We start from the raw sequence: 15747 nt of genomic DNA, 5'->3' as shown, positions 1-15747 counted from the left end.
TGGAGGAGATGTAAAGTTGAAAAAAAATAAAAGAAAACATATAAATGCGATGATTATCGCTGCGGCGTTATCACTTCCATTTGCCACGTATTCAACGCCTGCTTTAGCGGCAGTAGCAATTGAGGCTAATAAAAAGGGCTATGCTTTAGAAGATGGTACATATGATGCTGTTATGAAAGCATATAAAGATAAAACGAATGAGGAGTCTATGGCAGCTGTTTATATAAAGGATCCTAAGTTAACGATTGAGAATGGAAAGAAAATGGTAACGGCAACGTTAAGTGATAGTGATTTCTTCAAATACTTGAAAACAGAAGATGTTCATACTCCTGGTGTGTTTCATGATGTAAAAGTAATATCAGAAGATAAAAAGAAAAACGGAACGAAAGTGATTCAGTTTGAAGTAGGAGAATTAGGAAAAAGATATAATATGCAAATGCATATTTATATTCCGACAATGGCCTATGATAATAAATATCAAGTGCAGTTTGAAGTAAATGCTTTAAATTTAGAAAATAATGTTCCAGAAAAGCAAAAGGAAAATAAAGAGGATCAACAGGATGAAGACGGAAATGTAATATTAGATAAGCAATTACAAAGGCATATTAATAAGTATAATTTAAATAGAGAGAATCTAAATACGCCAATAACTAAGGAAGATTTATTAAAAGTTAAATCTTTAATAGTCGTTGAAGCGAAAAGTAAAGGAATACAAGACGTAACTGGTTTAGAATATATGACGAACTTAGAAACCTTAACATTGGAAGAAGTTAAGTTAGAAAATATACAATTTATCTCGAGTTTGAGACAATTGAAATCATTAAGTATAACTTATGGTGAACTTAAAGATATTGGACCTTTGGCTGAGTTAGAACATATCGAAAGTTTAAGCTTGAGAAACAATAAAATCTCGGATTTAAGCCCATTGAGTCAAATGAAGAAGATCAAAATGCTAGATTTAAATAGTAATTATATAAAAGATATTAAACCATTATTTACAGTAACAACTTTAAAGACTTTGACTGTAGCAAATAATCAAATTAGTAATGCTAATCTTGCTGGGATTGAGCAATTGAAGAATGTGAAGAGTTTATCTTTAAGCAACAATGGACTGACTAATATTGAACATATTACACCAATGAAAAAGTTAGTAGAGTTAGATCTTTCTAAAAATGAATTAGAAAACATCGAACCTGTATCAAGATTGTCTACCGTACAATCACTTAATTTAGAAGAAAACTATATCTCAGACATAACGCCACTTAGCCACTTAACAGGTTTATACGATTTAAAGCTAGGGTCAAATGAAATTCGTGATGTTAGACCGGTTCAAGAGTTAGGGAAAAGAATGTACATTGATATTCAAAGACAAAAAATCTTTTTAGATGATGTAGAAAAAGATAAGGAAGTTAAAATACCTATCTATAATTTACAAGGAGAGCCACTCGATACTGTTCAATTAAAGAATGGAGATGGAGTAGTTAATAATGGTTCTGTTAAATGGAGTACTACTGGTGAAAAAACATACGAATTTCTGTTGGATATAAAACCAGAAGAGAATCGTATTAAGTTTAATGGAACAGTAATTCAAAATGTTGTTGAAAGGTTAGATGAAATAAAAGGAAATGATGAACAAAAGGAAAATATAATTCTTGATAAAACTTTACAACAACATATTAATAAAGAGAATTTAGGTAGAGAGAATTTAAACGCTCCTATCACAAAAGAAGATTTATTGCAGATTAAAAAATTAGAGATACTTAAAGAAAAAGGGGAAAATATAAAAGATATAACAGGTTTAGAATATATGATGAACTTAGAAAAACTTACTTTAGAAGGAGTAGGTTTGAAGAATATTGAATTTATCTCAAACTTAGAAAAGTTGAACGATGTGAATGTATCTCATAATCAGATTGAAGATATAACACCACTATCTTCATTAAAAAGTTTACAGTGGTTAAATCTTGCTGATAATCAAATTAAAGATGTTTCAGTTCTTAGCCCAATGTTAGACCTACTCAGTTTAAAATTAGCTGGAAATGAGATTCGTGATGTAAGGCCGTTAATACAATTAGGCCAATGGTTTTCAATTGATGCCGGCAGACAGAAAATCTTTTTAGATGAAGCAAAAGTAAATGAAGAAATTCAAGTTCCTGTATATGATTTAGAAGGAGAAATTATTGAGAATATTAAACTGACAAGTGAGGGTGGAACATTTAATAACCGAGTAATAAAATGGAGTACTCCAGGTGAAAAGGTGTATAAATTTGATTTAGATTCGGATGAAATTAGTATAAGTTTTAACGGAACAGTAATCCAGAATATAGTTGAAAAAGAAGAAGAAAAAGAACCAGCAAAAGAAGTTGAAGAATCAAAAGAAGAGCCAAAAGAACCAGCAAAAGAAGCTGAAGAATCAAAAGAAGAAGTAAAAGAACCAACAAAAGAAGTTGAAGAATCAAAAGAAGAAGTTGAAGAACCAAAAGAAGAAGGGAAAGAACCAACAAAAGAAGTTGAAGAATCGAAAGAAGAAGAAAAAGAGCCAACAAAAGAAGTTGAAGAATCGAAAGAAGAAATCAATCAATCGGCACCAGTTCAAGAACAAAACGTGAATAATCAAGTTGTGAAAGAAAAAGTAGTAGAGAATCAAAGCATGAAAGAAAATAAACCAGTTGTTAATAAAGAAGAAGAAAGTAAGAAATCGCTAGGAGCAACAGGTGGACAAGCGAATACATCAACTTTACTTTCGGGTGTAGCATTAGTTCTTTCAGCACTGAGTATGTTTGTATTTAGAAAGAGATTATTTAAGAAATAAAAACGTTTTATCTTATTATAATGTAAAATAATTATGTGAGTTTTTGAGAAGACATTATCATGGCGATTTCATTTTGAAATATGCTTATGATGATGTCTTTTTTAGAAGGATATAAATGTAAAAGGTGTAAATATATTAGAGAAGGAGGAGAGGTTATGCATGTCAGTTCTATTTTGAAAACTGAAGAGGTGGCATCATTTATTGCAAGTATGAATAAAGATGCTACTCATTATGTTGGTTATTGTGGAGACGAGAAAGAGGAGTTATTACAGACAATTATCCATGATTTTTCTGATATAGGATGGGAACAATCTTTTGTTGTTACTTATGAAAATAATAAAATAATAGGTGTATTAGGATTTGATGTGGATGAAGTGAAAAAATGTGCAGAAATATGGGGGCCGTTTATTATTGTAGAGAATTGGGAAGAAGTTGCTTTACATATGTGGAAGGAACTTATAGAAAAGATGCCTTTTCATATTGAGAAATTTTATGGTTTTTATCATGTGGAAAATAATAATTGTGCTCGCTTAATGAAGGATTTACATGCTAAAGAACAAGATCGACATAGTATTCTCATTTTAAAAAACATTCCAAGAAAACGTGTTATATGTAATGTAGAAGAGGCTTTACCAAAAGTATTTGAGCAGTTTATCGCTTTACACAATAATGTTTTTCCTAATACATATTATGAAGGAATTGAAATTATCGAACGTTTAAGTGATACGAATAAATTATTTGTAAGTATGAAGAATGATAAGTTAGAAGGTTATGTATATGTTGAAGTAAATCCGGAGTTTCAAGAAGCGAATATCGAATTTATTGCAACGACTGAAAATAGTAGAAGAAAAGGTGTTGGAGAGCGCTTATTACAAGGGGCAATTCAGTATATTTTCTCCTTTCAAGGGATGAGAGAGATAGAACTATGTTTGAATACGAATAATGATGGTACGATGAAGTTGTACAAGAAAGTAGGTTTTGAGGAGAAAGCATGTTTACAACACTATATAATAGAGTAAAAACCCATTCGTATGAAAATTATATTTCATACGAATGGGTTTTATTTAATTTATTTTGCAGCCCTCAGTAATAATGGATTCAGGACTAATCGGAGGACCGAATTCTTCTTTAGGAGAGGTGCTAATCGTTACATAACCTTCTTTATTTTTTGCGGAACTTCTTTTGCTTGTAAATTAACATCTTCTTTTCGAAGCTCCTTAAAGAGCGAAATGACCATAAGAACAACTACGATAGAAAATGGTAGCGCAGCAATTATAGCTGCTATTTGCAGTGCATTTAATCCTCCAGCTTGTAATAAAATAGCAGCAATTATCGCGATTGTTAATCCCCATATAAGTTTTAAACTATTTTTCGGTGATAAGCTTCCGTTACTCGTTTGCATTGAAACAACAAATGTTGCCGAGTCAGCAGAAGTAACGAAAAATGTGGCTACTAAAATTAACCCGATAATTGTTAAAAATGTAGAGAACGGTAGGTGTGAAATAACAGCAAATAATCCAATCTCTGTACCATTTTTTGCGATTTCATCAGCTATACCAAGCGATTGGAACATTTCCATATGGATAGCGGTACCGCCAAATACTGCAAACCAAAATGTACAGATAAGAGTTGGGACTAATACAACTCCAATAATAAATTCTTTTATTGTACGCCCTTTAGAAATACGAGCGATGAATGTACCGACGAATGGAGACCAAGAGATCCACCATCCCCAATAGAAAATAGTCCAGTTTTCAATCCAAGAAGAAGATTTTTCATTAAATGCTCCTAAATTTAATCCCATACTAGGTAAAGCTCCGATATAAGAACCGAGTGTAGATGTGAAATATTTCATAATAAATACAGTCGGTCCTAAAAGTAAAAAGGAGACGAGTAAAATACCTGCAAGAGAGAAATTTAAGTTACTCAAATATTTAATCCCACGATCTAAGCCTGTTTGTGCACTTGTTAAATATAAAACAGCGAAGATGGCGATAAGTACAAGCTGTGTAAGTACAGTGTTATGAATAGAAGGGAATAAATAGCTTAATCCTCCGGCGATTTGTTGAGCACCAATCCCAACAGATGGCACAATACCGAATACTGTGGCTAAAACAGCCAAAATATCGACTGTTTTTCCGATAGGAGAATTTTTCGATCGATTAAATAATGGAGTAACTGTAGCCCCAATTGTGCTACCTTTTTGTTTACGGAATGTGAAATATGCAATTGTTAAAGCAACCATCGCGTATAGTGACCACGGAAAGAGTCCCCAGTGGAAAAATGAATATTGCATAGCGAGTTTGGCGCTTTCCTCTGTACCTGCTTTTCCTGTTAATGGATCTGTAAAATGTGAAATCGGTTCAGTGATTCCATAAAAGAGGAGTCCAATTCCCATTCCTGCTCCAAACAACATGGATAGCCAAGATGGATAACTATACTGTGGTTTTTCTCCATCTTTACCAAGACGAATAGAACCGTACTTAGAAAATGCTAAATAAGTGGCTAAAATAATCATTGCGGTCATAAGTAGAGAGTAAAACCATCCAAATTTATTGAGGATAAATGAGTTTAAGGAAGATGTAACACTTTGCAAATCATAGCCTTGTATCCAACTTGCCGGGGTAATTCCCCATATGATGAATAATGTTGTTAGCAAGATGGAGATATAAAATACACTGTTTTCTTTTTTTATCATAGAATCCCACCTTTGTTTAATAAAGTTAACAATTATATTAACTATAACAATTAAAAGATTAATTGTCAAAAAATTCGATTTTTATCTTGTGTAAAAGGACAGTTTAATCGCTATGGATTCATAATTATTGGAGGTTAGATAAAGTTAAGTCTGTTCACGATATGTACAAAATATAGGAAGAAATAATATGAAATATTGCATTTTATATTGTTGTATCTAGATTTTATGTTAAATTCTTCAAGGGAATATATAAATAGGGGGCAATGATATGAACAAGAAATCAAAGATTAATAAAGTGATGCTTAGTATTAGTACAATGGCGCTATCGTTAGGAGCAATTCAAACGAATGTATCAGCAGAAGAAAAGGTGCCATACAATGTATTGCATTCGAAACCAGTTGGGATTGAAAAACCAGTAGATGAGATTGGACATGTTTCTAAAGCAGAGGAAACATTATCGTTTCAAGAACGTTTAAAAGTAGGAGACTTTTCACAGCGACCAGCATCTATTATGAAGAGCTCAGAAGTAAAGCAAATTAAAGAAAGCTATTCAATGGCTGATTTAAACAAAATGAATAATCAAGAATTGGTTGAAACGCTAGGAAGTATTAAATGGAATCAAATTACAGACTTATTTCAGTTCAATGAAGATGCAAAGGTTTTTTATAAAGACAAAGGGAAAATGCAAGCAGTTATAGATGAATTAGCTCACCGAGGTAGTACGTTTACGAAAGATGATTCAAAAGGAATTCAAACGTTTACAGAAGTGTTACGTTCAGCTTTTTATCTCGCATTTTACAATAATGAATTAAGTGATTTAAATGAGAGAAGCTTCCAGGATAAATGTTTACCTGCTTTAAAAGCAATTGCAGCCAATCCAAACTTTAAGCTTGGTACATATGAGCAAGATGCAGTCGTATCTGCATACGGTAAATTAATTAGTAATGCTTCAAGTGATGTGGAAACGGTTCAATACGCATCGAATATTTTAAAACAATACAATGATAATCTTCATACGTATGTAGACGATCGTATGAAAGGACAAGCTGTATACGATATGATGCAAGGTATTGATTATGATATGCAATCTTATTTATTTGAAACTCGTAAAGAAGCAAAAGATACAATGTGGTACGGGAAAATAGATGGATTTATTAATGAAATAAATCGTATTGCTCTTTTAAATGAAGTAACACCAGAAAATAAGTGGCTCGTTAATAATGGAATTTATTTTGCTAGTCGTTTAGGGAAGTTTCATAGTAATCCAAATAAAGGTTTAGAGGTTGTTACACAAGCAATGCATATGTATCCGCGTTTAAGTGAGCCGTATTTTGTTGCAGTAGAACAAATTACAACAAATTATAACGGAAAAGATTATAGCGGTAATACGGTAGATTTAGAGACGATACGTAAAGAAGGAAAAGAACAGTACTTACCAAAAACGTATACATTCGACGATGGATCTATCGTATTTAAAACAGGAGATAAAGTATCAGAAGAAAAAATTAAGAGACTATACTGGGCTGCAAAGGAAGTAAAAGCACAGTATCATCGTGTAATTGGGAATGACAAAGCATTAGAGCCAGGTAATGCAGACGACGTATTAACGATAGTAATCTATAATACTCCAGACGAATATCAGTTAAACAGACAACTGTATGGATATGAAACAAACAACGGTGGCATTTATATAGAAGAAACAGGTACATTCTTTACATATGAGCGTACGCCAGAACAAAGTATTTATAGTTTAGAAGAGTTATTCCGTCATGAGTTTACTCATTATCTTCAAGGGAGATTTGAAGTGCCAGGTTTATTTGGAAGAGGAGATATGTATCAAAATGAGAGATTAACTTGGTTCCAAGAAGGAAATGCAGAATTTTTCGCAGGATCTACTCGTACAAATAATGTAGTACCGAGAAAGAGCATCATTAGTGGATTATCATCTGATCCTGCAAGCCGTTATACAGCAGAGCGCACATTATTTGCTAAATATGGTTCTTGGGATTTCTATAATTACTCGTTCGCATTGCAATCTTATTTATATACACATCAATTTGAAACATTTGATAAAATTCAAGATTTAATTCGTGCAAATGACGTGAAAAATTATGATGCCTATCGTGAGAATTTAAGTAAAGATTCTAAACTAAATAAAGAGTATCAAGAGTATATGCAACAGCTAATTGATAATCAAGATAAATATAATGTACCGGAAGTAGCAGATGATTATTTAGCTGAACATGCACCAAAATCGTTAACAGCAGTAGAGAAAGAAATTAGTGATACGTTGCCAATGAAAGAGGCAAAAATGACAAAACATAGCTCCCAATTCTTTAATACATTTACACTAGAAGGCACATTTACAGGTAGTGTAACAAAAGGTGAATCTGAAGATTGGAACGAAATGAGTAAACGAGTAAATGAAGCACTAGAACAACTGGCGCAAAAAGAATGGAGTGGCTACAAAACTGTTACAGCATACTTCGTCAATTATCGTGTGAATAGTTCAAATGAATTTGAATATGATGTAGTCTTCCACGGTATCGCAAAAGATGATGGAGAAAATAAAGCTCCAACGGTTAATATAAATGGACCTTATAATGGGCTTGTAAAAGAAGGAATTCAATTTAAAAGTGATGGCTCAAATGATGAAGATGGAAAAATTGTTTCTTATTTATGGGAATTTGGAGATGGCAGCACAAGTGCAGAAGTTAATCCAATACATGCATATGAAAGAGAAGGAATTTATAAAGTAGCGTTAAGAGTAAAAGATGATAAAGGTAAAGAGAGCAGAAACGAAACCACTGTTACGATTAAAGATGGAAGTTTAACAGAATTAGAACCAAATAATCGTCCAGAGGAAGCAAATCGTATCGGGCTAAACACTACTATAAAAGGTAGCCTTATCGGCGGAGATCACACCGATGTTTATACATTTAATGTAGCATCAACGAAAAATATCGATATTTCCGTTTTAAATGAGTATGGAATCGGGATGACATGGGTGCTTCATCATGAATCAGATATGCAAAATTATGCCGCTTACGGTCAAGCTAATGGAAATCATATAGAGGCAAAATTTAATGCAAAACCAGGTAAGTATTATTTGTATGTATATAAATATGATAATGGCGATGGAACGTACGAATTATCAGTAAAATAAGTGCTTTTCCAATGTATGTTTAACTTTACTTTTTGTGGAAAATAGTATATTATATAGATATATAATATATCGGTTATTTACTAGGAGGAGCCTGTCACAATAGGTTTCTCCTGTTCTTTTTTAGGGGCCTGTCTTACAGGCTTTTCTTTAAAGGATAAATAACTGAAAATTAAGAACTATAATCTTTGAAAGAGGTGGGCATACACATAACAAAAAAGGGATTGTTTAAGAGAGGGGGATAAGAAATGGCTTTGTTTGGTTATCCACTTGAAACAATTTATTTATACGGATTTATTATTGCTACTATACTCACTGTTATTTATATCTTTTTTGGAGATATATTTGAATCCATATTTAGTTTTGGAGGCGGATCTGTATCCGTTGTTACTTTATTACTTAGTTTTTTCGCCATGTTATGTGGACTTAGTTATATAGGAGAATATTTATTTTCCTTTAATAGCATTCTTATTTTCGGGTCTGCATTTGCTATATCCTTTATTGGTGTTTTCATAATGAAAATATTAATTTTAAAGCCGATTGCAGAAGCAGAACAAAACACTGTGCAGCGTATGGATGAATTTATTGGTTGTAAGGGAGAGGTCATTACGACTATTCCTACAGAAGGGTTTGGTGAAGTATTAATTTCCTCCCAATTTGGAAACAATGCAATCCTAGCTAAAACAGTTGGAAAGAAAGATATTTCACAAGGAACTGAAGTTATTATCGAGGGAGTCCAAGATGGTGTTCTGCTTGTACAGAACATTGCTTATTCTTTAAAGAAACCAAAATTATAAGGGGGAATTTACATGACGATTCCATTAATTATCGGTGGAGTATTACTCGCAATTTTAATTCTACTCATTTTAGTATTCATTACAAAGTATCGAACAGTTGGACCAGATGAAGCATTAATTGTTACTGGAAACTGGCTTGGTGGCGGGAAAAATGTAGTTACCACTGATGATGGAAAGAAGATTAAGATTATTCGTGGAGGCGGTACTTTCGTAGTTCCGATTATGCAAAGAGCAGAGCCTTTAAGTCTATTAAACTACAAATTAGAAGTGGGAACACGTGATACGTATACGAAACAAGGTGTACCGATTACAGTAAATGGTGTTTCTATTATTAAAGTAGGGTCTACCATTGAAGAAGTTTCTACAGCAGCTGAACAATATTTAGGAAAAGAAACAGAAGAGTTGAAAATAGAAGCAAAAGAAGTTTTAGAAGGGCATCTACGTGCTATTTTATCTTCTATGACAGTAGAAGATGCCTATAGTAATAGAGAGCAATTTGCTCAAAAGGTACATGAAGTAGCTTCTACAGATTTAAAGAAGATGGGACTTCGCATCGTTTCCTTTACAATTAAAGAAATCATGGATAAGAACGGTTACTTAGATGCACTTGGTCAGCCACAAATTGCGATGGTTAAGCGTGATGCAACAGTTGCAAATGCAGAGCGTGAAAAAGAGGCGCGAATTGAAAAAGCTCGTGCTGAGAAAGAAGCGAAAGAAGCTGAGTATCAACGTGATGCACAAATCGCTGAAGCTGAAAAACATAAAGAGTTAAAAGTACAATCTTATAAGAGAGACCAAGAACAAGCTCGCGCAGATGCAGATCTTTCCTATGAATTACAACAAGCAAAAGCGCAACAAGGTGTTACAGAAGAGCAAATGCGCGTTAAAATCATTGAGCGTGAAAAGCAAATTGAATTAGAAGAAAAAGAGATTGCGCGTCGTGAAAAGCAATATGATGCAGAAGTAAAGAAAAAGGCAGATGCAGATCGCTATGCTGTTGAACAATCAGCAGAAGCGGAAAAAGTAAAACAAATGAAAAAAGCAGATGCAGATCAATATAAAATTGAAGCGGAAGCAAGAGCACGTGCAGAAGAAGTTCGTGTAGAAGGTTTAGCGAAGGCGGAAATCGAAAAAGCGCAAGGTCAAGCAAAAGCAGAAGTACAAAAAGCACAAGGTACAGCGGAAGCAGATGTTATCAGATTAAAAGGTTTAGCAGAAGCGGAAGCGAAACAAAAAATTGCAGAGGCATTTGAGTTATATGGCCAAGCGGCGATTATGGATATGGTTCTTAACATGCTTCCAAGTTATGCGAAGGAAGTTGCAAGCCCACTTAGCAACATTGATAAAATTACAGTTGTCGATACAGGTGGCGGTGGTAAAAATAGCGGTGCCGGAAAAGTTGCAGGTTATGCGACTGATTTAATGGCAACGATGCAAGAAACATTAAAAGCTTCTTCTGGCATTGATTTAAAAGAGTTATTAGAAGGATTTGCTGGAAAAGGAGCAGTACAACAATTATCAAACGATAAACCTGTTGTATCTGTAGTAGAAGATGCGAAAAAAGAAGTAGAAAAAGATAAAGAATAGTAAAGCGGTAGGAACCTCTAGTAAGTGAGATACTAGAGGTTCTTCTGTGAATTATAATATTTCGAATAATATACATTTTTATATATTGTTTTAATTATTTAATTTATATAGAATGAAAAAGGTATGTATCAACTCTTCAATAGAGAAAGAGTTGATACATTTGAATCGTATGATTTATATAAAGAAATTAAATGTAAAACCATTACATTTAAAACGGTATGGAGGGGTAGAAATATGTTTCAAGGGAAATTAAGGAGTAGTAGTTTAAAAGCAAAGTTACTTGTGTCATTTGTTATCATTTTGATTCTTCCAAGTATTGTAATTGGTTGGACGTCTTATCAGCAAGCGAAGACAAACTTTAATGAGACGATTTCACAATCGGCGAAAGACAATATAAAAATTTTGGATAATGTAATTAATAAAGAATTGGATAGTAAAAAAGTAGATGCAGTTTATTTTACGAAACTATTTACACAATCAAGCTACCAAACGGATCAAATACAAAATATCCAAAATAAACTAGAAGAATATAATAAGTTACATCCAGAACTGGAAGCCATCTATACTGGATCCAGCAATGGGCAGTTTATTCAATCACCGTCTATTCAAATGCCAGAAGGATATAATCCTACAGAAAGAGATTGGTATAAAGAGGCAGTGAAAAAAAGTGGAGAAGTAATTATTACAGCTCCATATAAATCAAAAACGACAGGAAATATTGTTATTACAATAGCAAAACAAAATGAGGATAAGAGCGGTGTTCTTGGTATTGATTTAATTATTAATGATATCGTAAACACTTCAAAGATGGTTAATATCGGTAAAAGTGGATATGTAGCAATTTTTGATCAAGATAAAAATGTGGTAGCACATCCAACGATGAAGCCAGGTGATAAGGTAGAAGAGAAACTTGAAAAAGAGTTGTACAAACAAGAAACAGGTGATTTTAATTTCAGATTAGATGGTGAAGATCGTCATATCACTTTTAAAACAAATAAGATAACTGGATGGAAAATAGCAGGAATTATGCCTGCAAAAGAAATTATTGAAGCTGCTGAACCTATTTTCTATAAAACGATAACTGTTATTGGTATTTCATTAATAATTGGCGGGATTTTAATTTACTTCATAATTGCTTCTATTATTAATCCGTTAAAACAACTTGTTATATCGTCGAAAAAGATTAGTGAAGGCGATTTAACAGAATCCATTACAGTTCATTCTAAAGATGAAATTGGACAGTTAGGAGAAAGCTTTAACGAGATGGCAGCATCATTACAGAATGTCATTTCAAATATAAATACTTCAGCAGGTCATGTAGCGGCATCTTCAGAAGAATTAACAGCTAGTATGAAGCAGACGAGTGAAGCAACGGAACAAATTACACAAGCGATAGAGCAAGTGTCGAGTGGAGCGGAAATACAAACGAAAGAAGTCGAAGAAGGCGCAACATTATTAGAAGAAGTTACAGAAGGAATTCAACGTGTGGCAGACAGTTCTTCATTAGTATCCACAGCATCTATGTATACGAAGAAAAAGGCTGAAGATGGTGGGAAGTTAGTTGAACAAACGGTGAATCAAATGCAATTAATCCATGAGTCTGTTTCACAATCAGATAAAGTTATTGTTTTGCTAGATGATAAGTCGAAACAAATTGGAGCAATCCTTGAGGTAATTCAACATATTGCAGAGCAGACAAATTTATTAGCATTAAATGCTGCAATTGAGGCTGCGAGAGCTGGAGAACAAGGAAGAGGATTTGCAATTGTAGCAGATGAAGTGCGAAAGTTAGCAGAACAATCAGGACAGTCTTCTACGGAAATTGGAAAACTAGTAAAAGAGATACAATTTGACATAAAAGAAACAGTAAGCTCTATGAAGCAAGTTGGAACAGAAGTACAATCAGGACTTGTAGTTGCAAATGAAACGAAGCAAAGCTTCGCTGAAATATTGAAGTCTACAGATGATACAGTTGTACAAATTGATAGTATGGTAGAAGTAGCGGAACAAATGACAGTAGATGCAAAACAAGTTAGTGCATCTATTAATGAAATTGCAGCTACAATTGAAGAAAATGCAGCAAGCGTTCAAAATATTGCTGGTTCTTCAGAAGAACAATTAGCTTCGGTAGATGAAATCAATGCAGCAGCAGTTCATTTATCGCAAATGGCAGAAGAATTACAAGAGATGATTGGGAAATTTAAAGTGTAATAAAAAATGTTAAGAAACGAGGTAGTAATTGTACTTCGTTTCTTTTTTTGTGAAGATAAAAATAAAGAAATATAGAGTAACCGTGTTATGATTAGTTGTAATCGCAAAAGACTGTAAATTCATTAAATTCTATCTTTAATTATGTTAGGGGAATGGTTTTGAAATTTAAAAAGTTAAAACTACAACCGAGAATCACAATAACAATTAGTACACTTATTCTAGTCGTACTTCTATTAACAAGTTATTTATTTTATTACATATTGTCTGAAACGGTAGAAGAGCAAATTGGGAAACGGGCTTTGCATGTTGCGAAAACAGTTGCTGCTATACCTGAAATAACGGAAGCTTTTCAAAAAGAAAACCCAGCTTCTATCATTCAGCCAATTGCAGAAAAAATTCGAATTGATACAGATGCTGATTTTATTGTAGTTGGAAACAAAGAGGGGATTCGATATGCACATCCTAAGCGAGATAAAATAGGAGAAGCAATGGTTGGTGGAGATAATAAAGGAGTTCTAGTAGAAGGAAAATCTTATATTTCGAAAGCAACTGGATCATTAGGTCCTTCATTACGCGGCAAAGTTCCAATCCGTAATCAGGAAAATGAAATTATAGGCGTGGTGTCTGTTGGATTTTCAATGGATGATATTCATGGAGCGGTAGAAGTATATGGAAAGCGTGTATTTTGGATTACAGTAATAGGTCTTTTAATCGGGATAATTGGTTCTATATATTTAGCCGGAAGTATAAAAAGAATGATGTTTGGGATGGAGCCAGAAGAAATTTCATCTTTATATGAAGAGCATAGTACAGTGATTCAATCTGTACGTGAAGGGATTATTGTAATTGATCACAATGGCATGATTAGTTTAGTCAATCAAGCGGCTTATGATATTCTTTCGTTAGATGAACAGCGTAATATTATTGGAGAATTTATTTTAAATGTAATTCCTAATTCAACGATACTAGATGTACTTCAAACTGGTGAAGAACAGTTTGATCGTCAATTAAATATAAAAGGGCAGGCTGTTATTGCGAACCGTCTACCTATTAAAGTGAAAAATAAAGTAACTGGCGTCGTATCGAGCTTACGTTTGAAATCTGAAATGGATCAGTTAACAGCAGAGTTATCTCAGACGAAGCAATATACAGAGGCATTACGAGCGCAAACGCATGAATATAACAATTTGTTGTATACGCTCTCAGGTCTTATCCAGTTAGAATCATATGAAGATGCTTTAGAGCTTATTCATAAGGAAACAGCGGTATATCAAGATTTTGTTCAATTTATTATGAAGCGAATTCAAAATCCATGGTTAGGTGGAATTTTAATTGGATTCTATAATAGAGCGCGAGAGTTAAAGATTGATTTTATGCTAGATCGAGAAAGTAGCTTAGATAAATTAAGCCCGCATATTGAGAGTAATTACGTCGTTTCTATTTTAGGAAATTTAATTACGAATGCATTTGAAGCAATTGAAAGAAATGAAGAGAATGATAAGAAGGTAAGGATGTTTGTAACTGATATTGGAGAAGAGATAGTAATTGAAGTGGAAGATTCAGGACAAGGGATTCATGATGAAGTCATTACTAGCATATTTTATAAAGGCTTCTCGACGAAAGAAGGCGGGAAACGAGGATATGGATTAGCAAAAGTGAAAGAGTTAGTAGAAGATTTAAATGGAAGTATTGCAATCGAAAAAGGGGATTTAGGTGGTGCATTATTTATTATTGCATTACCAAAAGAGAGAGGCGAATTGTAATGGGTGAGGAGATTGAAGTATTGATTGTAGAAGATGATATTCGAATTGCGGACATTCATCGTCGTTTTACTGAAAAGATTGAGGGATTTAAAGTAATTGGAACAGCAACGACTGGAGAACAAGCGAAAGAATGGCTAGAGTTTGTGAAGCCACAACTCGTTTTATTAGACGTGTACTTACCTGATATGCAAGGAACCGAACTTGTCACATATATTAGGAATAATTTGCATGATACAGATATTATTATGATTACAGCTGCATCGGAAACAGATGTAGTGAGGCACGCTCTACGAGGCGGAGTAACAGATTATATCGTAAAGCCACTTATGTTTGATCGATTTAAAGCGAGTTTGGAAAGTTACCAAAAAAAGATTGTGCAGTTAAAAAAAACTAATCAATTATCTATAGAACAAATTGAACATTTATGGTCTCAAAGAGGCGTAAAGGGAAATGAAATAGAATATGCCCCGAAAGGGATAGATCCTTTAACTTTAGCAAAAATAAAAAAGCATATGTTAGCAGTTGATGAAGAAGGTATTACGGCAGAAGTGTTAAGCTCAATGGTTGGGGTAAGCCGATCAACAGCGAGGCGTTATTTAGAGTATTTAATATCTGGAAAGAAAGTTCATGCGGAGCTTATATATGGGAGTGTAGGGAGACCAGAAAGAAGGTATTTTCTTGTTTCTTCATAACAAAAAAACAGTAGAGAATTACAT

General features: G+C 33.5%; 9 protein-coding genes and 1 pseudogene. 9 read left to right on the top strand and 1 reads right to left on the bottom strand.

Going from position 1 to position 15747, the window contains the following annotated elements; genetic code table 11:
• Positions 1–16 precede the first annotated feature (16 nt).
• Positions 17–2812 (top strand): NEAT domain-containing protein, encoded by a 2796-nt coding sequence (locus RBB48_RS22675; protein ID WP_306008135.1) that lies wholly within the window; start codon positions 17–19, stop codon positions 2810–2812.
• Positions 2813–2967: 155 nt separating this feature from the next.
• Entirely contained in the window at positions 2968–3831 is an 864-nt protein-coding gene (locus RBB48_RS22670; protein ID WP_088061758.1) for a GNAT family N-acetyltransferase, read from the top strand.
• 128 nt (positions 3832–3959) lie between these two features.
• Here the strand turns inward: RBB48_RS22670 and opuD are convergent, their stop codons facing one another.
• The gene (opuD, locus tag RBB48_RS22665; protein ID WP_046956767.1) at positions 3960–5510 is read right to left on the bottom strand and encodes a glycine betaine transporter OpuD; all 1551 of its coding nucleotides are present in this window, start codon (positions 5508–5510) and stop codon (positions 3960–3962) included.
• A 268-nt stretch (positions 5511–5778) separates the two neighbouring features.
• Between opuD and colA the strand changes: the two genes are divergently transcribed.
• The 7 genes and pseudogenes from colA to RBB48_RS22635 all read left to right on the top strand — a co-directional run bounded on the left by colA (position 5779) and on the right by RBB48_RS22635 (position 15723).
• Complete coding sequence (gene colA, locus RBB48_RS22660; protein ID WP_306008134.1) at positions 5779–8676, top strand: collagenase ColA; 2898 nt, start codon at positions 5779–5781, stop codon at positions 8674–8676.
• A 245-nt stretch (positions 8677–8921) separates the two neighbouring features.
• Positions 8922–9470 (top strand): NfeD family protein, encoded by a 549-nt coding sequence (locus RBB48_RS22655; RefSeq protein ID WP_001173145.1) that lies wholly within the window; start codon positions 8922–8924, stop codon positions 9468–9470.
• A gap of 12 nt (positions 9471–9482) precedes the next feature.
• Positions 9483–11057, top strand: coding sequence for a flotillin lipid rafts scaffold protein FloT (locus RBB48_RS22650; RefSeq protein WP_000154996.1), 1575 nt, complete (start codon positions 9483–9485; stop codon positions 11055–11057).
• Between the two features lie 123 nt (positions 11058–11180).
• Positions 11181–12326: pseudogene (locus RBB48_RS31715) on the top strand (HAMP domain-containing protein); the annotation flags it as partial.
• Positions 12321–13268: a methyl-accepting chemotaxis protein gene (locus RBB48_RS31710; protein WP_370458318.1), complete on the top strand. Its 948-nt coding sequence runs from the start codon at positions 12321–12323 to the stop codon at positions 13266–13268. The pseudogene RBB48_RS31715 and the gene RBB48_RS31710, both read left to right, overlap by 6 nt.
• Positions 13269–13420: 152 nt before the next feature.
• A complete protein-coding gene (locus RBB48_RS22640; protein ID WP_088061766.1) occupies positions 13421–15031 on the top strand; it encodes an ATP-binding protein in 1611 nt (536 codons plus the stop codon).
• Positions 15031–15723, top strand: a complete 693-nt coding sequence (locus RBB48_RS22635) for a response regulator (protein ID WP_088061768.1) — start codon at positions 15031–15033, stop codon at positions 15721–15723. The genes RBB48_RS22640 and RBB48_RS22635 overlap by 1 nt, the downstream gene beginning before the upstream one ends.
• The last annotated feature ends 24 nt before the right edge of the window (positions 15724–15747 follow it).

The sequence above is a fragment of the Bacillus sp. MMSF_3353 genome (assembly GCF_030733445.1).
GTDB classification, from domain to species: domain Bacteria; phylum Bacillota; class Bacilli; order Bacillales; family Bacillaceae_G; genus Bacillus_A; species Bacillus_A wiedmannii.
This window is presented reverse-complemented; position numbering and strand designations above follow the sequence as displayed.

What these genes read in the sequence shown, in the direction of transcription:
- RBB48_RS22670 (WP_088061758.1), top strand. Translation starts at nt 2,968, where the DNA reads ATGCATGTCAGTTCTATTTTGAAAACTGAAGAGGTGGCATCATTTATT.
- opuD (WP_046956767.1), bottom strand. Translation starts at nt 5,510, where the DNA reads ATGATAAAAAAAGAAAACAGTGTATTTTATATCTCCATCTTGCTAACA.
- colA (WP_306008134.1), top strand. Translation starts at nt 5,779, where the DNA reads ATGAACAAGAAATCAAAGATTAATAAAGTGATGCTTAGTATTAGTACA.
- RBB48_RS22655 (WP_001173145.1), top strand. Translation starts at nt 8,922, where the DNA reads ATGGCTTTGTTTGGTTATCCACTTGAAACAATTTATTTATACGGATTT.
- RBB48_RS22650 (WP_000154996.1), top strand. Translation starts at nt 9,483, where the DNA reads ATGACGATTCCATTAATTATCGGTGGAGTATTACTCGCAATTTTAATT.
- RBB48_RS31710 (WP_370458318.1), top strand. Translation starts at nt 12,321, where the DNA reads ATGGCAGCATCATTACAGAATGTCATTTCAAATATAAATACTTCAGCA.
- RBB48_RS22640 (WP_088061766.1), top strand. Translation starts at nt 13,421, where the DNA reads ATGGTTTTGAAATTTAAAAAGTTAAAACTACAACCGAGAATCACAATA.
- RBB48_RS22635 (WP_088061768.1), top strand. Translation starts at nt 15,031, where the DNA reads ATGGGTGAGGAGATTGAAGTATTGATTGTAGAAGATGATATTCGAATT.